Genomic DNA, 23,106 nt, shown 5'->3' with positions numbered 1-23,106 from the left:
CGTAGACAAGTGCTTCATGCTCACCGCAACACGCGGAGTGTTGTGGCCTGCGTGGACAAGCTCTCGCCTGGGGGCAGCAACTCACTCCCCCGGAACGAGCTGCCCCAGCGGCGCCTGCGACGGGCGCCGCAGCTTGCGGCGCGACAGATAGAGCAAGATGCCGGTGACCGAGAACAGCGGCATCAGGGCCGCGGCGATCATGAAGGCGAGCTTGCCAGGCCAGCCCAGGACCGCGCCGCGATGGATATCGAGCACGTTGGCGATGATCTTCTCGCCGAACGACTTGTCGGCGTAACGTTCGGCGGAGGCGACCTGACCGGTGACGGCATCGATGCGGAATTCATCGCGCGTGGTGTCGAGCGTCGAATCCTTCCCCCACGACCGGATCCGTATCGCCGTGCCGGGGCTGGGCGGCAGCGTCAGCAAGGCTCTGGCAAAGCGGCCACCCTCCTCACGCCGGAACGTCGTCCAGGCCAGATCGAACCCGATCGGCTGGGCCGGCTCGGAACGGGCCGCACGCGGCGCCTTCGCTGACATCTTTGGCTGCATCTTCGCAGCAGAGACTTCCGGACGCGACAGCAGCCAGACGACGCCGTCCTTGTACCAGTCGAACGAGTACCAGAGCCCGGTGAGCGTCATCACCAGATAGACCGGAAGCGCCCAGGTGCCGATGACCGCATGCAGCGAGCGATGCAGCCCGCGCCCGCTGAGATCGAGATTGGGCTTGAGCCACATCTTCAGGCTGCGCGCGCGACGTGGCCAGCGTAGCACGAGACCCGAGACCAGCATGACGATCAGGCCGAGCGCGGCCACACCGGTGATCTGGCGGCCCCAGCCCCTGGCATCGCCTGATATCAGCAGCCAGCGATGCAGCTTCCGCACCGTCGCGAAAAACTCCTCGCCGCGCGGCGCACCGAGCACGCGCGCATCATAGGGGTCGACATAGAGCGAATTGGGCCGCGCGCCCTGCTCGTCGCGCGCGAAGCGGACGCGCACGGCGGCGGCCGGATCGCTCGACAGCAAGACGGCCGAAACCTGGCTGATGTCCTGCCCCGCCTTCAGCCGCTCGACCAGCTCGTCCGGCATCAGCGCCGGCATCTCGCGCGGTGCGACATGCATGATGCCGGCGTTGAGATGATCGAGGATCTCGTCCTCAAAACTCATGATCGCGCCGGTAAGCGCGATCATAGCGAGCAGCAGCGCGAGCACCAGGCCCGCGATGGAATGGACCTGGAGCAGGACGGCTTTGATCATGTGCCCCGGCCGTACTGCCATCGCTAGAATTTCACCGTTGCCGACAGCGAGAAGCGCCGCGCGTCGCCGATAGCGACGTTGAGCGCGTTTCCGGTGCTGGACGTATAGTAGAGCTTGTCGAACAGGTTCTTGACGTTGAACTGATAGGTCACCGGCAGATTGTCGACCCTCGTGTCGTAAGTCGCAAAAATGTCCGCGACGGTATAGGCCGGCAAGAAAAACTTGTTGGCGGAATCGCCCGGCCTGTCACCGACATAGTGCGCGCCGCCGCCGAGCCGCAGGCGTCCGGGCAGCTTGTCGCCGAAATCGTAGACGAGATAGAGCGAAGCCGTGTTCATCGCGGCATTCAGCAGCTTGGCGTTGCCGTTGACGGGATCGTTCTCCAGGCGGGCATCGGTGTAGCCGTAGCTTCCGATCATGCTCCAATCGTCGGTCAGCTTGCCGGTCACGTCCAACTCGACGCCGCGCGACCGCGCCTTCGCAGAGGTTCGTACCAAGACCGTGCCGTTCGCAAAAGGGTCGGAGACCAGCACGTTCTTCTTCTCGATGTCGTAGACCGCCAGCGTGCCGGACAGCCGCTTGTTGACGTCGAACTTGACGCCAGTCTCCCATTGGGTGCCCTCTTCGGGCAGGATGGTGGAGTCGACGACGAAGCCGACGGGAGCACCGGTGAAGGGCGCGATGGTTGAGGTCGGCTTCAGCGACTGCGTGTAGCTCACGTAGTAGGAGAGCTGGTCGTTCAGCTTGAAGATGACGCCGCCGAGCGGCAGCACCTTGTCGCCCGACAGGCTGGTGTTCGTGACGAAGTTCGGCCGGCCCTTTCCAGCGAGCTGTTCGTATTCCATCCAGCGCACGCCGCCGACCACCGACAGCCAGTTGGTCACGTGGAAGGTGTCCTGGGCGAAGAAGCCACGGGTGCCGAGCTTGTCGGTCTGCTCGCTGTCGGTCGGCGAAACGGTCGTGCCCGGTGTGACCAGTCCGTAAACGGGGTTGTAGAAATTGAAGCTCGGGGTCGCCTGGCGGATCAAATCGTGACGGTCGATCGTGCGGTACAGCGCCTCGCCCCCGAACAGGATTTCGTTGCGGAAGCCACCCACCCAGACGTCACCCTGGAGATAGGAGGTGCCGTAGCTGGCGTTGCTCAGCGAGTTCCGAGTGCCGTCGTTGCTGCGGGTCTCGACGCCGGTCTTGGCGTTGACGCCGGTGATGCGAAGCTGATTGGCGCTGTAGGTCTCGGTGTTGTAGCTGTAGGCCGCCGTGACCTTCCAATTGTCGTCCAGCTTCTGCTCGACCGAGCCCTGGATCAGGTCGGAAGTGCCCCACATGTTGTTGAAGGGCTCGTCGAGCCGGCGCGTCTTCGGGATCGCCAGCGGAGCGCCGTTGACGAAAGCGGTGCCGCGGTCGAACGGAGTGATGAACTCGCGGTGCTCATAGGTGAGCTGGACCGTCGTGGTGTCGCCGTACCAGGCCAGCGACGGATTCACCAGCATTTCCCTGTGGCGGCCGAAATTGCGCCAATAGTCCTCGCTGACGCCGTAGCCGATGAAGCGATAGGCGAGACCGCCGTCGCCGATCGGACCGGTGACGTCGAGCGTGCCGTCGGCTCCGTTCCGGTTATTCGCGTAGGCCGAGCCGAGTAGCGTGACCGAACCGTGCTGATAGAGCTCGGGCCGCTTGCTGATGGTGTTGACGATGCCGCCGGGATCCATGATGCCGTAGAGCAGCGAGGCCGGGCCCTTCAGCACCTCGACGCTTTCGACCGCAGCATTGAGGCTGCGCCCCTGCACCAGCGGCATGCCGTTGCGCATGATCGAGCCGTCGCGATTGTCGCCGAAGCCACGGCGGATCACGGCGTCCTGCGTGCCGGCGAGCGTGTTGGTCTGGGTGATGCCGGAGATATTGACGAGCGCGTCGTCAATATTGCGCGGGAGCTGGTCCTTCAGCACCTGCGCAGGAACGACGTTGACGGACTGCGAGGTGTCGAGCGGCGAGGCGCCGCTGCGCAGCGTGGTCGCGCTCGGCATCGCACGATAGCCGAGCTTGGCGGCCTGTTGCGCGGCGGCTTCGGCGGCGGCGCGCTCCGACAGCGTCGGTGTCGCGGGTGCGGGATTGCGACTGGATTGGCGGCGCGCGACGGCTTGGTTGCGGCGTGACGACTGATCCGATGCACGGGCCGGCTTCGGCCGCGGCGCCGGCGCTTCAACCGTCACCGGCGGCAGAGCCGATTGCGCCTGCGCGCTCGTCGTGTTGGAGGGGCTTTCGGCAAGCAGCACCGCCGCACCGATGAGAAGACCTGCGCGGCTCTTGCCGGCACGAGTTCGATGGCCGCTGACGCAGCCATCCACGAAGGCACGCACTTTCATTCCACTTCAAGTCAAGAACGCTGAAGTGTGCGCCTGTAACAGTCGCCGCGATCGAAGGGAACCGTAGCCGGCCTTGAATCGCTCTAGTGTTGAATCGTTCTAGATGTAACGAAGCGTCGGACAACAATGACTGGTTGATCCCGCAGCGATCGCGACACGCTACACGCGAATTCGCGGCAGGGTGTCGGGACGCCATCGCGATCTCACGCGATGGCGGGCGCCACCAATTCGTCGAGCTTCCGCTTGAGCGCGGCGCCGTCGGCCAAGGCGCGGAGCGGCGGTCGCACGCGCAGCCAGCCTGCATCGCCGGTCTGCGCCGCAAGGATCGCCTTCAGCGTCGTGAGGAAGGACGGCGATTTCACCACGATGTCGATCGCCGCCTGCATGCGCGCTTCGACGTCCTTGCCGTCGACCATCGCCTTGACCAGCTCCGGCGCAATGTTGGCCATGCCGCAGATGGTGCCGGCGCCGCCGGCGGCGATCGCGCGGGTGATATCGGCTTCGTTGCCGACGGTGATGGCAAGCTCCGGCGCGGCGGCACGGAATGCCTGGAACTGCTTGAAGTCGCCGCTGGAGTCTTTCAGACCGGCGACCACCCTGCCGTAATGTTTGCGCAGACTAGCAGCGACATTGGTCGGGATCGCAACGCCCGAGATCTGCGGGATGTGATAAAGATAGGCGCGCAGGCGATCGTCGCCGACGCCGTCAATGATCGCAGCGAAGGCGTCCTCGATGCCTTCGGCGGTGACGCTGCGGTCGAAATAGGGCGGCAGCAATAGGACATGGCGCAGGCCGAGGCCGAGCACGGCGCGCGTCAGCGCGATGCTGTCGCTAATGGCGGGAAAGCCGCCGCCGATGCCGATGCGCTCCGGCGCAACACCGGCCTTGAGTACGGCTTCAATGGTCGCGACGCGTTCGGCGGCATTGAACGAGGTGCCTTCGCCGGTGGTGCCGAACAGCACGACGCCGTCAACGCCCTTGCTGAACAGCTGCTTGGCGTGCGCCGCGAGCTTTGCGGAGTCCACGCTGCCGTCGGTTGCCAGCGGCGTCGCCGACGCCACCCAGAACCCGCGAATCGCCTCCGTCATCACACCACCCTTTGTTTCGGCCACCGACTAAGCCTCTGATCCCAAACGATCTTCTCTGCCGGGCGGAGCCTTGTTTTTGCTTTACTTTTCATCTTGTACCTTACATACAAGATGGACGCAAACCCTTTCCACCGTCACGGCGCGCATGCGGCGCAGCCGAATTCCTGAAGGAGGTCTCGCATGAACATGGTGAGCCCCATTGAGCATCCCGACCAATTGCTCGGCGCGTTGCGCGACAGGCTCGGCGCCGCCGCGGTGCTTGTTGGCACCGACGTGCCGGCGCGCAATTGTAACGACTGGAGCGCGAGCCTGCCGCAGACGCCGCTGGCGGTGATCCGCCCCGTCGATGCGCAGGGCGTTGCCGTTGCGATTGCGACCTGCCGGCAGGCGCATCTGCCGTTCGTGCCGCAGGGCGGCTTGACCGGGCTGTGCCGCGGCGCTTCGCCCGAAGCGGGTTGGGTCGCGATCTCGCTGGAGCGCATGACCGGCATCGAAGAGATCGATCGCGCCTCCGCGACCATGACCGTGAAGGCAGGCACGCCGCTGGAGACGATCCAGAAGGCGGCGGACGAGGCCGGCTTCTTCTTTCCGCTCGATCTCGGCTCGCGCGGCTCCTGCGCGATCGGCGGCAATCTCTCGACCAATGCCGGCGGCAACCGCGTGATCCGCTACGGCATGACGCGCGAGCTGGTGCTCGGTCTCGAGGTCGTGCTGCCGGACGGCACCATCATCACCAGCCTCAACAAGCTGATGAAGAACAACGCCGGCTACGATCTGAAGCATCTGTTCATCGGCTCGGAAGGCACGCTCGGCATCATCACCCGCGTGGTGCTGAAGCTGTTCCCGAAGCCGCGCTCGACCATGGCCGCGCTCTGTGCGCTGAAGGATTATGCCGCGGTGATCGCGCTGCTGGATGCGGCGCGCTCAGGGCTCGGCCCGCTGCTGTCCGCCTTCGAGGTGATGTGGCCGGATTATTGGGACGTGATCACGGCGCGCGCCGGGGTGAAGCCGCCGGTCGCCGCAGGCCACGGTCTCTACGTGCTGGTGGAAGCACAGGGCACCGACGAGAGCGTCGATGCGCCGCGCTTTCAGAGCTGGCTCGAAGAGCTGATGGAGCGCGGGCTGCTGGCGGATGCCGCGGTGGCGCAATCGCTGGCGCAGACGCAAGCCTTCTGGCGCGTGCGCGACATCTGTGCCGAATTCGGTCAGGTGCTGGGGCCGCACATCTCCTACGACATCGGCCTTGCGGTGGCACGCATGGACGAGTTCGTCACGCGCTGCAAGGCCGCGCTCGCTGCGGGCATCAAGGGCTGCGAGAGCGTCTATTACGGCCATATCGGCGACGGCAATCTGCATCTCGTCTCCTGGGTCACCGGCCTTCCCGTCGCGCAGCAGCCGAAGGAGGAGATGGACGCGATCATCTACGGTCTCGTCCGCGAGCTCGGCGGCAGCGTCTCCGCCGAGCACGGCATCGGCACGCTGAAGAAGCAATGGCTTGGCCATGCCAGGAGCGAGGCCGAGATCGCGCTGATGCGGACGCTCAAGGCGGCGCTCGATCCCGATCACCTGCTCAATCCCGGCAAGGTGATCTGAGCGCACATGCGATCGCTCAAGCTCGATACGCCGAAATCGCTGTCGCAGCGGGTGATGCTGCGGCTGCGCCAGGCCATCATCGACGGCGAGTTTGCACTGGGCGCGGCCATCTCCGAGGAGATGGTGGCCAATTCCTTCGGCGTCAGCCGCACGCCGGTGCGCGAGGCGATGGGACAGTTGCAGGCGCAGGGGCTCGTCGTGATCCGGCCGCAGGTCGGCAGCTTCGTGTTCACGCCGAGTGCTGACGACATCAATGCGCTCTGCACCTTCCGCATCGCGCTGGAGCCCAAGGCCGCCGAGCTCGCCTTCCGCCACGACCGCGACAGTGCGATTGCGACCATGAGCGCCGCGATCGCGGCGATGGAGCCGGCAGTCGCGGCGAAGGACAACATCGCCTATGGCCGCGCCGACACCATTTTTCACGAGGCGCTGTTCGCCCATTGCGGCAACCGCTATCTCGCCGAATCCTATCAGCTCGTCTCCGGCCGCGTCGCCGCCCTCCGCACCAATCTGACCTCGCCGATCGACGTGCGCACCCGCACGTCCTTCGACGAGCACCGCAAGCTGCTCGATCTGTTCGCACGCGGCGATTTCGTCGCCTTCGGCGAATTGATGACGACGCACATCACGAATTCGGGAATCGTCTATGCCAAGGCGCTGAAGGTGGATTGAGCGCGTTATCGTTTTGAGCATGATCTTTTCGGAAAACCGCTACGCACTTTTCCGGATCATGCTCTACCGCTCCTCCTGCGACCCAGGCCTGTCCAGAAAATCCAGCGCTGTGTTGATCTGCTCGAGCTGGTGCTCGATCCTGTCGCGGTCCTCCACCGACGGCGCCTGTTCGAGCTGCTCCACCAGCTTCTGCTTCCGCATCAGCAAATTCTCTATGACCGTACCCACGATTCCCCCATCGCCAGAGGCGACGTCGCGGACGCCGAAACGATGGAGGCGCGCGCAACCCGGGCCCGCGTCGAACCCGTAACCAGAATGCGCGCGGGCACGGTTGGTTCCTGCGGCCAGGTCCGACCGGCGCCGGAACCGCATCATCGGCACAGCGAGCGGTTGAATTCGCCCGCCCCTCGCCCTATGCGTAGGCGCCATGGACACCCAGATGATCATCGCCGAAAAGCCGCTGATGGCCCAGGCGCGCCCGCGCAAGCCGGCGCCGTTCCTCCCGATGAGCCGCGCCGAGATGGATGCGCTCGGCTGGGACGCCTGCGACATCGTGCTGGTGACCGGGGATGCCTATGTCGACCATCCGAGCTTCGGCATGGCCATCATCGGCCGCCTGCTGGAGGCGCAGGGTTTTAGGGTTGGCATCATCGCGCAGCCCGACTGGCATTCGGCGGAGCCGTTCAGGGCGCTCGGCAAGCCGAAAGTGTTCTTCGGCGTCACCGGCGGCAACATGGATTCCATGGTGAACCGCTACACCGCGGACCGCCGCATCCGCAGCGACGATGCCTATACGGCCGGCGGCGAAGGCGGCAAGCGGCCGGACCGCTGCACGATCGTCTACGCCCAGCGCTGCCGCGAGGCGTTCAAGGATGTGCCGATCGTGCTCGGCGGCATCGAGGCCTCGCTGCGCCGGATCGCGCATTACGATTACTGGTCCGACAAGGTGCGCCGCTCGGTGCTGGCGGACGCCAAGGCAGACTTGCTGCTCTACGGCAACGCCGAGCGTGCCGTCGTCGAGGTGGCGCATCGGCTCGCCGCCGGCGAAGCGCCGCGCGAGCTCGACGACATCAGGGGCGTAGCGCTGTTCCGAAAAGTGCCGGACGATTACACCGAGCTGCACGCCGACGACCTCGATTCCGCCGATGAAGGCGCAACGCGCCAGAAGGGCTTAACCGTGATCCGCCTGCCGGCGCTGGAGCAGGTCGAGCAGGACAAGGAAGCCTATGCGCGCGCCTCGCGCGTGCTGCACCGGGAGAGCAATCCCGGCAATGCGCGGCCGCTGGTGCAGCGCCACGGTGACCGCGACCTCTGGCTCAACCCGCCGCCGATCCCGCTCACGACGGAAGAGATGGACGCGGTCTACGATCTGCCTTACGCGCGCGCGCCGCATCCGTCCTATGGCGATGCGCGCATTCCCGCCTGGGAGATGATCAAGTTCTCGGTGACGATCATGCGCGGCTGCTTCGGCGGCTGCACCTTCTGCTCGATCACCGAGCATGAGGGCCGCATCATCCAGAACCGCTCGGAAGGCTCGATCCTGCGCGAGATCGAGCGCATCCGCGACAAGACTCCGGGCTTCACCGGCGTCATCTCCGACATCGGCGGCCCCACCGCCAACATGTACCGGATGGCGTGCAAGGACCCAAAGGTCGAGGCGGCATGCCGCCGTCCCTCCTGCGTCTTCCCCGAGATCTGCCCGAACCTCAACACCTCGCATGACGATCTGATCCGGCTCTATCGCAAGGTGCGCGAGACCCGTGGCATCAAGAAGGTGATGGTCGCCTCGGGCGTGCGCTACGACCTCGCGGTCGAGAGCCCCGAATACATCAAGGAGCTCGTCACCCATCACGTCGGCGGCTACTTGAAGATCGCCCCTGAACATACCGAGCGCGGCCCGCTCGACAAGATGATGAAGCCGGGCATCGGCGCCTACAACAAGTTCAAGCGGATGTTCGACGAAGCGGCCGAACGCGCCGGCAAGAAATATTACCTGATCCCCTATTTCATCGCGGCGCATCCGGGCACGACCGACGAGGACATGATGAACCTCGCGCTGTGGCTGAAGAAGAACCGCTATCGCGCCGACCAGGTGCAGACCTTCCTGCCCTCGCCGATGGCGACCGCGACCGCGATGTACCACACCGGCGTCAATCCCTTGCGCGGCGTGCGCCACGGCGGCAGCGACAAGGTCGAGGCGATCAAGGGCCTGCGCCAGCGCCGCCTGCACAAGGCTTTCCTGCGCTACCACGACCCCGACAATTGGCCGCTGCTGCGCGAGGCCTTGATCGAGATGGGCCGCCGCGACCTGATCGGCTCGCAGCCGCATCAGCTCGTCCCAGCACATCAGCCGCCCGGCACCGGCAAGGCCGCCGGGACCAAGCGGCCAATGCGGCCCGGCGGCAGGACGCAGCGGTTCACGACCAAGGGCCTGCGGGTGATGAAGTAGCGGGCGACAGCCGGATCGGGCGCGGTCCGGTGGCGCTTTTGTGCTCTCCGAAACAAAAGCTCAAAAACAACCCCATGCACAGTAGGCGGGGGTAGCAAGATCAAGGGCTTGCGAGCGCGATCGGGTTGGCGTGATCGTCGACCGCAAATCGAGGCATGATCTGGCCGGGCAAACGGTCAATTTCCGTTTTTACGAAATCTGCTTGATCGTCGGGCAAAACAGGCGTATGATGGCATCATCGCGGAACGTGGGAGGGCGAGGTTCCGCCCCTCTCTGCTGTGAGGAGCTCCAGGCGCAAGCGTTTAGGTCTGCCAATATGGGTCGGGCAAAACGGCTGCTCGCACTCTCGCGATACCGGACATAGCAGGCGACTTGCCATGCGCTCTCGTGCGCGCAGCTGGATGCTCGTGAATTCACCTTCCTTTTTTCGGCCACCAAATGATCGTACAACCTTCACTTGCATACTACTACAACTTGTAGATAATCCTGCTATCTACTTATAGCTGCTTCGTAGTCAGTGACACGATCCTGCGGTTCGCCTGATGAACGGCTCTATGGTCGCTTCGTCAGCCCGGCGGAGTATGCCCAAATGGAGGATGCGACGTGAAGCCTAAGCTGCTCTTTTCTCTCTCCGACTTGTCCTGGAAGAGCTGGCTTCCCATGTTTCTGCAATCGTCGGAGTTCGAAGCCGAGGCTTTTTTCCCAAGCAACCTCGGCGACTTAGAAAAAGAAATCGAGAAAGAGGCGCCAGACGGAGTCATCATTCTCAGCCATCACAACACTCTGTCGCGGGACGCGGACTGGCTAACGTCTCTCCAGGGGACAGTCGACCTGCCGATATTCGGTCCAACCGCCGCCGTTGCCGAGCTGGCATGGAACAAGCGTGCGATGGCACAACTGATCGAAGGCGTGCCCGGTCTCCGGGCCATTCCCGAATGGTCGTACGCGCACGCAATCAACACGTTGGACAGCGACCCCACGGCCATAGTCATTGTCAAGAAAGTATCGGGGACTGAGGGGGCGGGATATAAGGTTGTGCAAACACCCGCGGATCTCGAAGCGATTGCTTCGACCGAAGGCCGTGTGACCGACAGCATCATACAGCCGTTCCTTTTCGGGCGTGAGTACTCCGTCAACGTCGCCGGGATTGTCGATCAATCCGGCCCCCGCCTATCTGTCTTTGAACCCGTCGACAAGGGCAACACGGGAATTGACAGCCCTCATCCGAGCCGACGTACGCGCGAGTGCCCAAGCGGACATATCACTCAAGAGATTACGCAAGTGCTCCGGGATGCATCGCTGCAAATGTCCACCCTCTTCCGATTAACTGGGGTGGCTGAGTTCGAATTCATCGTCGTCGGACCAGATGTGTTTCTCCTGGAAGTAAACCCGCGCGTTTCCGCGACGATGCGCATGGCTTCGCTTGCATGCGACTGCAGCCTTTTCACTGAACTAGGGTCTGTACTCAATAAGGATTCCATCTGGAATTGGAGTGTGATTCAAGCTTCTCAGCGGAAGGGAGGCTTGAATGGCAAAGCAGGTCTACTGGCTCAGCGATTCGGAATGGCAGCGGATCGAGCCGTTGCTGCCGCGCGGGCGCAAGGGAGCGCATCGGGTCGATGATAGACGGGTGATCAGCGGCATTATGCATATGCTGAAATCTGGTTCGCGCTGGCGCGATTGCCCGGTACGGTCATCCGTTCAATGCGCGATCTCGCCAACTTTGTTCTCATCGACCTTTGGACTGCGCACTACATTCCCGCGTTCGATGCAGTCGCCGAACATCTCGCAAGTGGAGCGATCGTTGTAGCTGACAACATGCTTGTGCCCTCGCCCGAAGCGGCCGCCAAGTATCGTCAGCATGTACGCTCCCATCCAGATTTCGAGTCGATAATGCTGCCTATCGGTTGGGGTCTCGAGGTGAGCCGCTACCTCAAATAACGAATGGAACGGTCGCAGAAACGACTTCCACCGAAGCCTACCAGAGTCTTGCGCGAAAATAGCTCCTTGGCTGCTTTGACGATAGACCGACCCCAATGTTGTCGGACGGGGACGAATGATACAGGCATCGATCTCTGAAGATGGAGCATCCTGCATGAACACGCACTGCTGCAGACGGAGATCCGGGGCTCTTCGATGCTAGCTGCCTTCAAGGAATATCCTGCCTTCGTGCGCGACAATTTGCGTCTGCTTGCATTCGGATGCGCGTTGATCGGCTTGTCCAGTTTTGGTCAATCATACGTCATTTCGTTGTTCGCTCCACAGTTTCGAAGCGCATTTGCGATGACGGACGGGGAGTTTGCTGCATGGTTCGCGGGTGTCACTCTCGTTAGTGCGGTGACATTTCCGTGGCTTGGGTCTCGACTCACCCGGAACAACGAGCGTAGATTCACTCTGCTATCGGCGCTGACTTTGGCCAGCGCCGCTTTTGCGATCGCCTTGAGTCCGAATATCGCGATTTTTCTTCTCGGGCTGTATCTTGCTCGGCTCGGGGGCCAAGGCCTCCTCGTTCACGCTTCGCTGACCATCCCGGCCGCGCGGCTACCGGAGGCTAGTGGAAAGGCCGTCGGCGTCGTACTGATCGGACTGTCGCTATCACAGGCAACACTTCCGACCATCGCCGTTAGCAGCATCCTCGTGCTGGGATGGAGAGCAACGTGGGCTCTCGCGGCGTGCTCCATCCTGTTGATAGCCGTCGCCGCCGTGTTGTTGCTTCCGGAGGAAGATGGCCTGCCTCCACACGGGCACCCACGGCCTCAGAGCGGCGGCCTTGATCAATCCGTTATCCGGAAAATCAACTGGAAAGTGTTTTTCGTTTTACCTGCGCTATTTGCAGAATCGCTCGCGGTTTCCGCATTGATCTTCCACCAAGCGCGACTCGCAGAGACGAAACATTGGCCGCTCGAATGGGTCGCCGCCTGCTTCGTTGCATACTCATCCATTCAGATCGCGACAACAATCATCGCAGGCCCCCTTGTAGACCGATTCGGGCCGTTACGGATTGTGCCGTTCTTGCTTGTTCCTCAAGCTATCGCTCTTCTGCTTATTTTTCTGTTCTCGTCTTGGTGGATCGCTCCATTCTATTTCGGCTTCACCGCGATATCGGCAGGTCTGGACAGCAGCGTTCAAACGCCCGCCCTGGCGAGACTGTTTGGCGTCGAACGGTTGGCCCGGTCGAAAGCTCGCTTCGAGGGACTACGCATTATTCTGACAGGCCTTGGTCCTACACTTATGGGAGTTCTACTGGATCTCGGTGTGCCGATACAAACGCAAATCGGCTTCATGATACCAGGCTTATGCGTGTTTTCGCTACTCGCACTCGCGTTTCGCAGAGCCGTCTAAGAGGGCTATCCGACTACCGCCGCAAGGAGTGACACAAATGCTTCGAACGATCTCTGACGGCCACGTCCTGAAGCTTGGCCTCGACGACGAGACTCGATTCTCCCTGTCCCGGGACTTGTATCGCGGAGCCTTGCCTTTGGAGTTTTGCTCCGGAACGTTTTATGCTGACCTTGGAGCGATGGCGGTCAATGCCTTGAGCGCGCATTTGGACCCCGACGTCGTTTCCTTATTGGGAGACTTCGGCAACCTCCATTCAAGTCCTATTTTGTCGATCTCCCAACTAGCTTGTATCGAAGCACCAGGCCCGACCCCGAGCTCGGGCTTTGAATGATAGCGCCTTGCGACAGGTCGACGCCTACTTGCTGGGAATTCTGGGACTACTCGGCGCTGAAGGGATTGCGTTTCCGTTCGAAAACGAGGGACGCTTGGCGAGAAACGTGGTGGTTAACCCCGCATATCAGGGCATCGAGAGTTCCTGGGGAGCCGATATTAGTCTTGGCTGGCACCAAGACAATAATTTCCAGGCATTCTCGTTTGACGAAGACGGAGGAACGAACTCGTCAATCATGCCGCGTTACCTCATATTTCTTGGTATCCGCAACACGGAATGCGTTCCCACCCAGCTCCTGACATTGCAACAGATTCTCTCTCGGTTGGATGCCGAGTCGATTGCAGCTCTGCAGCAACACGAATTTCTGGTCGCGCCGCCTCCGAGTGTCGCTCGATCGAGCAATGCCGGCGCGAACGCGCTCGCGAAACCGCTCCTTAAGGAATACAAAGGCCACTTCTACGGAAGAATTGACCTGACGAATGGCGTTTCGGCGATAACGGCCAGGGGGGAACGGGCGCTTAACCGAATCAGAGAGGTTGTCGAGATCATCGAACCCGAACGCATCTCGATCGTCGTGGCACCCGACGATTGCCTCGTATTTGACAACTATCGTGTCGTTCATCGGCGCGAGAGATTTATGCCTGCACCGCTGCATGAAAGCCGTTGGCTTCGCCGAATGTATGGGGCGACGACTTCTTAACCCGGATCACACCTTCTCGGCGAGAGTGCATGAGGATCGGTTCGTTGTCGTCACCAAACGGCGCTGCGCGCCGGCGTATCGTGATCGGCGCACGATCGACAAGCGCTGATCAACGAGCCGCGACGGCACGCATACTAAGCGCGCACTGACGGCCACACGCGACGCTGGCATTCATCCTTAATGTAGAGTTGGGCGGTCGCGTCAGCCTTGGCGACTTCCGTTTGGTGGCCATAGCTGACTTGCCGCGACATCAGCCGATCCGTCGGCGTGTGAGGGCTGAACGGAAAGGCCACTGTGGAGCCGCGAGAGAGAAGCCGTTGACCCATGGCCGCTGGTGACCCAAAGCGGGACACATCGGGTTGCGAGGCAGAATGCCTGCCCTCGTTCACCACATTTAAACCTTAAGATTCTACGAAGAGTGGTCACCCACAGGCCGCAGGACCATGCCAACAGCCTTCGTACAGAAGCCATCGGTGAACTTCGGGCAATGAAGGCCTGGCAGACCAGCTGCGTCGTGGCTGTCGTCGCATCCGTGGGACTTTTTCTGGCCGCCGGTAACAGACCGGCCGCGACGTTGCCGGATGTCATGCCGGAAGCGGCAGCGAGCATACCGGCTGCAGCGAGCACAGCGGCTCCTGCGACCATGGTGACGCCTGCCGCGTACGCAGAGGCATCCGCCAGACTTGCGGCAGCACTTCGGGCGGAAAGAGCAGAGCTGGGCGCGGTGACGTCAGCAGATTCCGGGCCGCCACGCACCGATGCCGCGATCGTCGATGAACCCGTCGCGCCGAAATTGGCATCGTTGGGACAGGATGTCGTCGCATCGCTGCCGCCAGAACGCGATGCGTCCAACGCCGCGCCGAAAGCGGCTTCGACGCCGGATTTCCGTTATCTGATTTACTACATCTGGTCCGAACTGCCGCCCGCGGAGAAACCGGCGGAGATCGTCTTGCGTGCGTTCAAGGACATTCCGGTGGGAACGCCGACTGAGGAGATCAAGCGCGCTGCCGACGCGTTTGGCCTCGATGTCAATTTCATGATGGCGGTTGCCAAGATCGAATCCGGCTTCAACCCCAATCAACGCACCGGGTCGTATATCGGGCTGTTCCAGCTGAGCCATTATGAGTTCGGGAAGTTCGGCTTCGGGCAGATTCGCAGTCCGCGGGACAACGCCGTTGCGGCCGCCTACAAGATCATTACCGAGGGCGTCCAGTTCGAGTGGATCACGCACCGCAAGCCAGACATGAGTGATCTCTACCTGATCCATCAGCAGGGCTGGGAAGGCGCCGCTGAGCACATCAGCAAGCCCGCTCGCCTCGCCTGGAAATCGATGTGCGCCAGCAGCGAAGGCAAGGAGAAGGGTGAGAGGTGGTGCAAACGCGCGATTTGGGGCAATGCACTTCCGGCCTTCAAGCGCACCTGGAAATCGGTGGACAATGTGACGTCAGAGGCGTTCGTCGGCATGTGGCGCGGCCGGGTCGCCGAATTCTACACGAAATATGTGGCGACTGCTGCTGCGGCGGCAAGCCAGTAATTCCGCCCTCGGCAGCGCCCCGCCCCGCTTGCTTTGCCTTTGTGTCGCCGTGGAGAAACTGACCCAGCTGGGTGGACCAAGTCCACTCATGGCCCCGTTGCTGACGTGGTCGTACAGCGAAAGCCCACAATGGCGACCAGTCGCATCATTGTGCATCTCCTTGCGGTTCAAGGAACCGACTTCCAATCGAACGATTAAGTGCGGGATGACCGTTGACCTAAATCAAAGGGGCAGCGGGCACACCGGATTGGGCTAGGCCGGGATCAGTCGCGCGAAGGGCCAGCCCACGTGAGCGCGTTCGCGGGTAAGTGCGCGTCCACGGCAGCACGCCGCAGACTAAGTGCTCTCGTCGGCCAACCCACGCAACTGCGCGTTCGGAGTCCCCGTGAGATGGCGCCAACCTGGTATGTCACTTTTGAGAGTCGTCCGCGCAGCCTGCGCGCAAGAAGGCGAAGCCCGCGAGAAACCAGAACATTTCCAACCGAAGACGAAGCCAAGATTTTTGCGCGCTCGAAGGTCGAGGAGGGGCTGATCGTATCAACGGGTACGATCAATCCGCATCTGCCGCGGCGGCATATCCCGTCCAGTCAAATTCACCATTGGCTTTCCGAAGGGCAGGAGAGTTCGGCCGAATCCGCCCCCCTTCCTGACAACGAATGAGCGCTGCGGCCTGCACGCGTCGTGTCGGATTGCGCTTGGGTGTTGCCATTCTGTTACACGGGCATGAGACGGTCGCGACTAAACTCCCAATTGTTATGAAGCACTTATGCACGATCTTATGCACGATAACGTGCACAAGGGTTATCAATCAACAACAAGGGATACGGAGACAATCTCATGAGGAAACTCCTGGTAGCTGCTGTCAGCGTGGCATCCATGGGCCTGGCTGCCCCTGCATCGGCTGCCGACATGGCCGTCAAGGCCCCGCCACCAGCACCGGTCGCGACGATCTACAACTGGAGCGGGTTCTACATCGGCGCCAACGGCGGTTGGGGACGGGCCGAAAGCTGCGTGGATTTCGTGACGCTCGCCGGTACTGTGGCGGCCGGTTGTGCTGATCGCAACGGTGGTCTGATCGGCGGTCAGATCGGCTATCGCTGGCAGACCAATCAATTCGTCTTCGGCCTCGAAGCACAGGGCGATTGGGCCGACATCAAGAGAACGCGTGTGAGCCTGGTCGATCCGTTCATTTCGACCACAGGCAAAACCGATGGCATCGGCCTCTTCACGGGCCAGCTCGGTTGGGCATGGAATGCGTCACTGTTCTACGTGAAGGGTGGCGCGGCCGTCACTCACAATCGCTTTGACATCTTCAACAACGTCACCGGTGTCGGCCTCGCCTCGGCTGGCCACACACGCTGGGGCGGCGCCCTGGGTGTCGGCTGGGAATATGGCTTCGCGCCGAACTGGTCGTTCGGTGTGGAGTACGACCATCTCTGGATGGGGCGTGACAACGGCACCTTCGCCGGCGTGGTCACGCCCGGAGGCTTGACGCTCACGGGCAGCGGGGTCAGCCAGGACGTCGATATGATCACCCTACGCCTCAACTATCGCTTCGGCGGTTACACGGCCCCGGTGGCAGCACGTTACTAGTCCACTAGCGGTACCCAGCAGAAGGCCCCGGGGTTTCCCCGGGGGCCTTCTGTTGCTCGTCTGACGAACGCCGCGTCGCGCTGTGCTGCGATGAAAGGTTGAGGGCCGCGCGTCCGAATGGGGCGCAAGAGCGGACATGTCGGAGTTCCCGCCTGGCCTGTGCGCCACAATTCTTTCTCCAAGTCTTCTTTCTCCAAGTCTTCTTTCTCCAAGTCCTTTTTCTCCAAGTCTTCTTTCTCCAAGTCTCTTGATTTGAATCAACGCGACATCGTCCTGCCGACGATTGTTTGCGCGGTGCCTGGGGGCCACTTACCAAGGAGGTCGCCGATGATGAAGATAGTAGTGATCGGAACAGTTGCACTCCTTCTTGCCGCACCGTCGATTGCCAGGGCGCAAGCTACCTCCGCTGCAACGCCAGAACGGCTAAACGCAGTAGACCGAAATACACTGATGGACATGCGGATCGATTTGACCAAGGCCGCCTTGCAGCTGACACCTGACCAGGAAAAACTCTGGCCGCCTGTCGAGAGCGCCATTCGTGCCAGGGCGGAGGATCGGAAGGCCCGGGTTGCAAAGATTTCGGAAACAGTGGGTAGACGGACCGACCAAAATGCCGTCGAAACCATCCGCAATCGTGACCCCATCGCCTTCTTGCAACGACGCTCGGAGGCATTGGCCCAACGATCGGCCGATTTGGATAAACTCGCCGAGGCGTGGCAGCCACTTTACAAGACCCTCAATCCCGAACAGAGGCAGCGCATGGGGGCCCTCGCGGTCCTTGTACTTCACGACATGAGTGATGTCGTGGAGCGACGCCGTGCGCAGGCCGACGACGAAGACTGAGTTTGATTCATACCTGCCGCGTGATGGTCTGAACATGCGCGGCTAGCTGACTTTAGGCCCGGGCGATGTCCCCTTTGCCAAACCCGACATCCCCGGGCCAGCATCTATGGTCATGGGTCTCTTGGAAAGCCAATGATTGGGAAGTCACCCCATCGATCCGTACGTGCACGGTACTGACGGGGACGGCAGGCTCATCCACTTAGCTCTGGCCAAAATCTCTCTTCAAGAATAGCAGAAAAACACTGTTCGCGGCGATGCGGCGGAATTGAAAGCGAATTTCGCGCTCTCGCCGTGCATTGCTTGGTGCGTCAGTGTTGTTGCCTCGTTGGGACACAACAAGCGGAGCAACCGTTGATCTAGCGCAACGCCCGCCTTGAACGGGAGGGTGCATCGTCGACCGGGGCAGGAAACGGTGGAGTCAGGTCCATGATGCAGATGAATGTACGAAACGTTGCATTAGCAGCCTCGACGTTCACTTGTGCGATGCTGCTCTCCTTCAGTTGGTCCGAACAAGGCGGCGCTTCGCTTTCTACCGATAGCGCGCAAGCACGGGTCGGTCGTCCCCTGACACCGGTGAGCGTTGCGGGTGTTGCACGCCGACAAAACCGGCGGGCTGCATATGGATACGGGGCGGGCGTCGTCGGCGCCGGCGTGGGCGCTGCAGCGGTTGGCACCGCCGCCGCAGTCGCGGCCATCCAACCCTGGAACTGGGGTGGTACCGGTTACTATGGCAGGCCTTACGTGGGCAGCGGCGCACTGGCGGCAAACGCCTATTATGGCGGTCCGATTGAAACCAGCCCCTACTATCTCCAAAAGGCCTACCCGGCGAATGGCCCCTGGTATGGCTTTAGCGGATGGGCCGACTACAAGGCTCGCGGCGGCATTGTCTGCGATCCCGGCACCATGATCAAAGGCCCTGATGGCCTGATGCATGTCTGTCAATAAAACTTGAGCGCGGATGAGGCTGGAGGGGGCGGCTCAAGAGCCGCCTCTTGGTGGCAGAAATACAACTCGAGTGAATTTGGAGAGTCGTCCCGCTGTTCGGGTAGCTAATCTTGACCAATCGGCGGTGCTCGGAAGTCCGCAAGGTCTGCCGTTGGGACGAAAGGCCAGCCGGGTACTATGGATGATCTGTCGAGAATTCGCATTGACGGTGCCAAACTGCCGATCTGGCTTCGCATCGTCGTCGTCCTGGCGCTAGCACTGCTGGCCGCAGGCGCAAGCCTGTTCGCGTATCGCTGGTACGTCCGACCGGTGACGCTGTCGATCGCGGTTGGGTCATTGGATGGCGACGCCCCCAAAATCGTCTCAGCGCTGGCGAGCAGGCTTGTCCTCAACAACGCGCCGGTCCGGCTGAACGTGGTGGAGACTACCGGCCCAATTGAATCCGCGGAAGCGTTTTCCTCTGGCAAGACGGACCTTGCTGTGGTCCGCGGAGATGTCGGCGACCTTTCACAAGCGCAAGCCATCGTCGTCCTCGCCGAGGCCGTTGCGCTGCTGTTTGCACCGCCGGGATCCGCGATCAAGGACATTGCTGGCCTGAAGCGCACAACAATAGGGGTGGTTGCAGGCGAGACTAATCAGAAGATCGTCAGCGTATTGACAAAGGCATATGACCTTGACCGCGCGAACGTCGCTTTCAGGAATGTCGCGCTCGACCAGGTTCGCCGCACCCTCGACACAAAGGAGATACGTGCCGTCCTTCTCGTAGCGCCGCTGAGCGAGAAATACGTATCGCTGGTGCGAGGTTTGTTCCCGCAGAACCCGAAGAGCGCACCGGTCCTGATTCCGATCGAGAATGCCGGTGCGATCGCCGAGAAGGAGCGCGCTTACGAGAGCTTCGACATTCGAAAGGGAACACTGCGCGGATCCCCTCCCGTTCCTGAGGACGACGTGACCACTTTGAAGACTTCTTTCTACATCGTCGGCAAGAAGAGCCTGGACAACGATATGATCGCCGGCTTCACGCAAGCCGTTGCGCGCGCTCGCAGAGACATTTTGGCCGAACTGCCGGTTCTCGCGCAGTTCAAGGCGCCCGATACTGACGCCGGCGCCTACCTCCCCGTTCACCCCGGCGCGGCAGAGTTCTACAACGGTAGCCAACTGACCTTCCTGGACAAGTGGAGCAACGCCATCTTCCTGGCGCCAATGGCGCTCGGCGCGCTTGCCACGATCCTTGCGGCGGCATGGCAGTTTCTTAGATCCGGCGATCTCAAGCCAAGAGAACCCGCGCTGGATTTGCTCTATGCATTGGGGAGACGAATAAGGCACGCCGAGAACGAAGCGAATTTGTTGGAGATCGAGACTGAGATCGACGAGGTACTGAGCGCGCAACGCGCCAGAGCAGACGCGGACGTATCCACCCTCGATACGGCCACGCTAAATGTTGCCGCACATCGGCTCGAGAACCTGATACAGGATCGTCGCGCGGTACTCGGTGCGCGACCTCCCATGGACGCGCACAATGCGAAGCGGGCAGCGCTCGGGCCAGCATCGAAGGACAGTTAGCGTACGGGACACTGAGTGGTCTGGGCGACGACAGCTCGGTCCACGCAAGTCTCGAACGGAACGGGCCGTGCTGAGCAATTATCGCTAGATCGCCGCCTGCCGCCCACCCCAGAGCAACCGCCCCCGTGAGGCCACGCGCACTGCCAGCCAGAACCTTTGACCTAGCTCAAGCCTCGTCAAACCGCCGCGCCTGGAAGACGCGCGCCGGATGATTGAGGAGTACGCGCGGCCGATCAGCGGGAGATCAGAGGTTGCCTCAGTTTTGGAAAACCGTTGCACCGTCGGGCAAAACAGGAGCAAGATGCCTTCCGCTACTCCGTGCCAGCATCCCTGGGCTTCACCTTGCGGAACCAAGCGACGTGCTCTGCGTTGCTGCGCTGCTCTTGAAGGTGACGCCGCTGAACCCAGGTCGCCTTGCTGGGCGAGACAGGACGGAACGCCGGCGGGGCTAGAAAGATGCGTCGTATCCGACTCGTGATCGCAGATCGCCGTCCGATCGTTTTGCAGGGCTTTGCGACGCTATTTTCGACCGAGCGTGACTTCGAGATCGTTGCGTCCTGCGTCACCGGCGCCGACTGCCTCGAAGCAGTCCGGACGTTGGCGCCAGATGTCGCGCTCGTCGAGGACGGATTTTCGGACGTGACGGCTTCTGGAATGCTCGCCGCCGTCGGTGCCGAAAACCTTTCCACACGGCTGGTCTTCTACACCGCATCGATTGCCCGTGGCGAGCTCGCCGCGGCAATCGCAGCGGGCGCCTGCACTGCGATTCCGATGCGCGAGGAGCCAGAGAACCTGCTGCAGTCCCTGAGGCTGGTGGCGCCGGCCGCGGACCGCAAGACCGGCAATGGCGGCTTTGGCGAAAATAGGCTGGCAGCACTGACGGACCAGGAGCACAAGATCATCCGCCTGGTCGCCAGCGGCATGTCGAACAAGGAGATTGCGCGCCAGATCAAGCTCGCCCCAGGCAGAGTTGAGGCGCGAATCGAACAGATATCTGCGCAGCTTGGCATCAAAAGCCGGACGGAACTCGCGAGGTTCGCACTATCGCGCCTGTACGGCGGGGTCGGCGCGCTTGCAGCTCTGATTTGGGCAGCGCTCGACGACCTTCGACCCGCGAGCGCGACCGCAGTCGATCATGCGGATGCCGACACTGTCATGGTCATGACCGCAGACGGCACCGGCGCGGTCGTGACCATCAAGATCAGCCCCCAAAAGGCGAACGCTGCTTCGGGCAAAACGGCCAAAGCCGTCCGCGTCGAGAATTCACTGGCTGACATGCCGACGCGGGCGGGCAAGCCCATCGAATCCCGCGCCGATATTGCTGGCAGCACGATCACAGTGCCGACACTCAACGCTTCAAGGCCGGGCTTGAGCAGCGCCGGCGCGTTCATGATGACGGCGGTCGGAGTTTCGATTTACGAACTCCTCGGCAGCCACGCCCAGGCGTTCACTGCCTGGGACAGCCCGAGCGATGTGTTTGCGTGGGCTGACGCAAACGCTCCCAGCGAACTGGTCGCCCTCAATAATCCCGGCAGGCCCGACTTCAACGGCTTCGACAAGCTGCCCTGGCTCAATTCCGACATCCACCATGAATCATTCGCCTTCGAAGCTGCCCGAGGCGATGCCATGGCCAGAGCCCACGAGGTTCAGATCATCGACGCGGCCGCGGGCGAGGACGGCTTCAGTGGCAGCGGCAACCCTCACGTGGGATCCGGTGCCATCGACACTCTGACCGACAATGGCGGCTTCGAGCGGGCGGCCACAACGGGCGCGAGGAATGCCGAACACGATACAGTACAGGCCGCCGCAGCAGACGCAGGTGATCATGAACAATCGCAGCGCGATTTGCACGTTTCGGAAGACGGCGCAGCAGCAGGCAAGCATCACGCCAAGCAGGACTTGACCGGACACGAGTCCAATCATGGGCAATTGCATCGCGCTTCGGAGGACGGTTCCGCAGCTGCCGAGCAGCATGCCGACGATGATGTACCGGGAAGCCAGGCCAATTCCGGACAGTCTCAGCGTGACGTGCACCAGACGCATTCAAACGGTTCTGCGAATCTGCATGCGGAGCCGAGCCAAAAGTCTGGCGGCAACGACCAAGCCAACCATGAGTCTGGTCCGGCGTATACAGCTGCCGCGCCCGCGGCCGGAGATTCCTTTCATTTCAAGAATGATATGGCCGCGGCTAGAGATCCGGATCATCTCGAGGATGGCTACGGCGCCGACACGGCCGAACATGGTCTGCGCCGAGCCGGACACGCTGAACTGGCGCTGATTCCAGATGCAGACCTGATTGGCCCGCCGCACGCGGAGCAAGGCGCAGTTGATCACGCAAGAGGCGTTGAGCACCATCTGACACATGATCTTTTTGTGTAGCTGACCCGGCGCCTCCGCGCACCGGCATCGGCACTTCGGTTTCGAGCATGTTGGCGGGCCACGTGCGCTATGGTCCAGCGGCTCCAAGTTCGCCATTGAACCAAAGCCGATATGGGATAGATTACCTGTCCATGAAAGAGATGCGGGCCCATCTAGAACTGCTCCGCGTGCAAATGGCCGAGTGCGAGCGCCTTCAACAGGCAGCAAGGAGCCAGCTCAAGCGCGATGTCTATACGCGGGCGCTCACTCGTTACAAGGCAATCGGAAGAGAGCTGGAACAAGCAATAGCATGCCTGCCCGACTTTAGGCCCCTGCGTCGGCCGCAAAGGCAACATGAGGAAGAGTAAGGCCGCCTTGCCGAAATCGACCATCAACGACGCGATTGACCCGCAGCCACGGTTCACTTCGCTATCCGACTGAGCTCGTAGGATCGGTAGAGCGCCAGCGAAACCGTCAA

At 61.8% G+C, this 23,106-nt stretch carries 19 protein-coding genes and 1 pseudogene; 16 read left to right on the top strand and 4 right to left on the bottom strand.

Going from position 1 to position 23,106, the window contains the following annotated elements:
• Positions 1 to 81: 81 nt before the first annotated feature.
• The 3 genes from N2604_RS04560 to N2604_RS04550 all read right to left on the bottom strand — a co-directional run bounded on the left by N2604_RS04560 (position 82) and on the right by N2604_RS04550 (position 4,705).
• Positions 82 to 1,275 carry a PepSY domain-containing protein gene (locus tag N2604_RS04560; protein ID WP_260374002.1) on the bottom strand — a complete coding sequence of 398 codons (1,194 nt, stop codon included), beginning with the start codon at positions 1,273 to 1,275 and terminating at the stop codon, positions 82 to 84.
• 2 nt (positions 1,276 to 1,277) lie between these two features.
• Positions 1,278 to 3,617: a TonB-dependent siderophore receptor gene (locus N2604_RS04555; protein WP_260374001.1), complete on the bottom strand. Its 2,340-nt coding sequence runs from the start codon at positions 3,615 to 3,617 to the stop codon at positions 1,278 to 1,280.
• A gap of 203 nt (positions 3,618 to 3,820) precedes the next feature.
• The gene (locus N2604_RS04550; protein ID WP_260374000.1) at positions 3,821 to 4,705 is read right to left on the bottom strand and encodes a dihydrodipicolinate synthase family protein; all 885 of its coding nucleotides are present in this window, start codon (positions 4,703 to 4,705) and stop codon (positions 3,821 to 3,823) included.
• Between the two features lie 180 nt (positions 4,706 to 4,885).
• Between N2604_RS04550 and N2604_RS04545 the strand changes: the two genes are divergently transcribed.
• Both N2604_RS04545 and N2604_RS04540 read left to right on the top strand, forming a co-directional pair.
• A complete protein-coding gene (locus tag N2604_RS04545) occupies positions 4,886 to 6,298 on the top strand; it encodes an FAD-binding oxidoreductase (protein ID WP_260373999.1) in 1,413 nt (470 codons plus the stop codon).
• Between the two features lie 6 nt (positions 6,299 to 6,304).
• Complete coding sequence (locus N2604_RS04540) at positions 6,305 to 6,970, top strand: GntR family transcriptional regulator (RefSeq protein WP_260373998.1); 666 nt, start codon at positions 6,305 to 6,307, stop codon at positions 6,968 to 6,970.
• Between the two features lie 63 nt (positions 6,971 to 7,033).
• Here the strand turns inward: N2604_RS04540 and N2604_RS04535 are convergent, their stop codons facing one another.
• Entirely contained in the window at positions 7,034 to 7,171 is a 138-nt protein-coding gene (locus N2604_RS04535; RefSeq protein ID WP_260373997.1) for a hypothetical protein, read from the bottom strand.
• Positions 7,172 to 7,397: 226 nt separating this feature from the next.
• On the opposite strand from N2604_RS04535, the gene N2604_RS04530 reads away from it, so the two are divergent.
• The 14 genes and pseudogenes from N2604_RS04530 (at position 7,398) to N2604_RS04465 (ending at position 22,649) form a co-directional block, all read left to right on the top strand.
• Entirely contained in the window at positions 7,398 to 9,419 is a 2,022-nt protein-coding gene (locus N2604_RS04530) for a YgiQ family radical SAM protein (protein ID WP_260373996.1), read from the top strand.
• 603 nt (positions 9,420 to 10,022) lie between these two features.
• The gene (locus tag N2604_RS04525) at positions 10,023 to 11,042 is read left to right on the top strand and encodes an ATP-grasp domain-containing protein (protein ID WP_409241677.1); all 1,020 of its coding nucleotides are present in this window, start codon (positions 10,023 to 10,025) and stop codon (positions 11,040 to 11,042) included.
• A pseudogene (locus N2604_RS04520) lies at positions 11,002 to 11,106 on the top strand (IS5/IS1182 family transposase); the annotation flags it as partial. The gene N2604_RS04525 and the pseudogene N2604_RS04520, both read left to right, overlap by 41 nt.
• A 17-nt stretch (positions 11,107 to 11,123) precedes the next feature.
• Positions 11,124 to 11,360, top strand: coding sequence for an O-methyltransferase (locus N2604_RS04515; protein ID WP_260376441.1), 237 nt, complete (start codon positions 11,124 to 11,126; stop codon positions 11,358 to 11,360).
• 195 nt (positions 11,361 to 11,555) lie between these two features.
• Positions 11,556 to 12,761 carry an MFS transporter gene (locus N2604_RS04510; protein WP_260373995.1) on the top strand — a complete coding sequence of 402 codons (1,206 nt, stop codon included), beginning with the start codon at positions 11,556 to 11,558 and terminating at the stop codon, positions 12,759 to 12,761.
• A gap of 37 nt (positions 12,762 to 12,798) precedes the next feature.
• Positions 12,799 to 13,092, top strand: a complete 294-nt coding sequence (locus N2604_RS04505) for a hypothetical protein (RefSeq protein WP_260373994.1) — start codon at positions 12,799 to 12,801, stop codon at positions 13,090 to 13,092.
• A 7-nt stretch (positions 13,093 to 13,099) separates the two neighbouring features.
• On the top strand, positions 13,100 to 13,792 hold the full coding sequence (locus N2604_RS04500; RefSeq protein ID WP_260373993.1) for a TauD/TfdA family dioxygenase: 693 nt from the start codon (positions 13,100 to 13,102) through the stop codon (positions 13,790 to 13,792).
• A gap of 487 nt (positions 13,793 to 14,279) precedes the next feature.
• The gene (locus N2604_RS04495; protein WP_260373992.1) at positions 14,280 to 15,326 is read left to right on the top strand and encodes a transglycosylase SLT domain-containing protein; all 1,047 of its coding nucleotides are present in this window, start codon (positions 14,280 to 14,282) and stop codon (positions 15,324 to 15,326) included.
• A gap of 390 nt (positions 15,327 to 15,716) precedes the next feature.
• Positions 15,717 to 15,986: a hypothetical protein gene (locus N2604_RS04490; RefSeq protein ID WP_260373991.1), complete on the top strand. Its 270-nt coding sequence runs from the start codon at positions 15,717 to 15,719 to the stop codon at positions 15,984 to 15,986.
• Between the two features lie 177 nt (positions 15,987 to 16,163).
• Positions 16,164 to 16,919 (top strand): outer membrane protein, encoded by a 756-nt coding sequence (locus N2604_RS04485; RefSeq protein WP_260373990.1) that lies wholly within the window; start codon positions 16,164 to 16,166, stop codon positions 16,917 to 16,919.
• 327 nt (positions 16,920 to 17,246) lie between these two features.
• Entirely contained in the window at positions 17,247 to 17,762 is a 516-nt protein-coding gene (locus N2604_RS04480; RefSeq protein ID WP_260373989.1) for a Spy/CpxP family protein refolding chaperone, read from the top strand.
• A 426-nt stretch (positions 17,763 to 18,188) separates the two neighbouring features.
• Entirely contained in the window at positions 18,189 to 18,707 is a 519-nt protein-coding gene (locus tag N2604_RS04475) for a hypothetical protein (RefSeq protein WP_260373988.1), read from the top strand.
• 177 nt (positions 18,708 to 18,884) lie between these two features.
• Positions 18,885 to 20,270 (top strand): TAXI family TRAP transporter solute-binding subunit, encoded by a 1,386-nt coding sequence (locus N2604_RS04470; protein ID WP_260373987.1) that lies wholly within the window; start codon positions 18,885 to 18,887, stop codon positions 20,268 to 20,270.
• A gap of 456 nt (positions 20,271 to 20,726) precedes the next feature.
• Complete coding sequence (locus tag N2604_RS04465) at positions 20,727 to 22,649, top strand: response regulator transcription factor (protein ID WP_260373986.1); 1,923 nt, start codon at positions 20,727 to 20,729, stop codon at positions 22,647 to 22,649.
• Positions 22,650 to 23,106 lie beyond the last annotated feature (457 nt).

It is taken from the genome of Bradyrhizobium sp. CB1015 (assembly GCF_025200925.1).
GTDB lineage: Bacteria > Pseudomonadota > Alphaproteobacteria > Rhizobiales > Xanthobacteraceae > Bradyrhizobium.
This window is presented reverse-complemented; position numbering and strand designations above follow the sequence as displayed.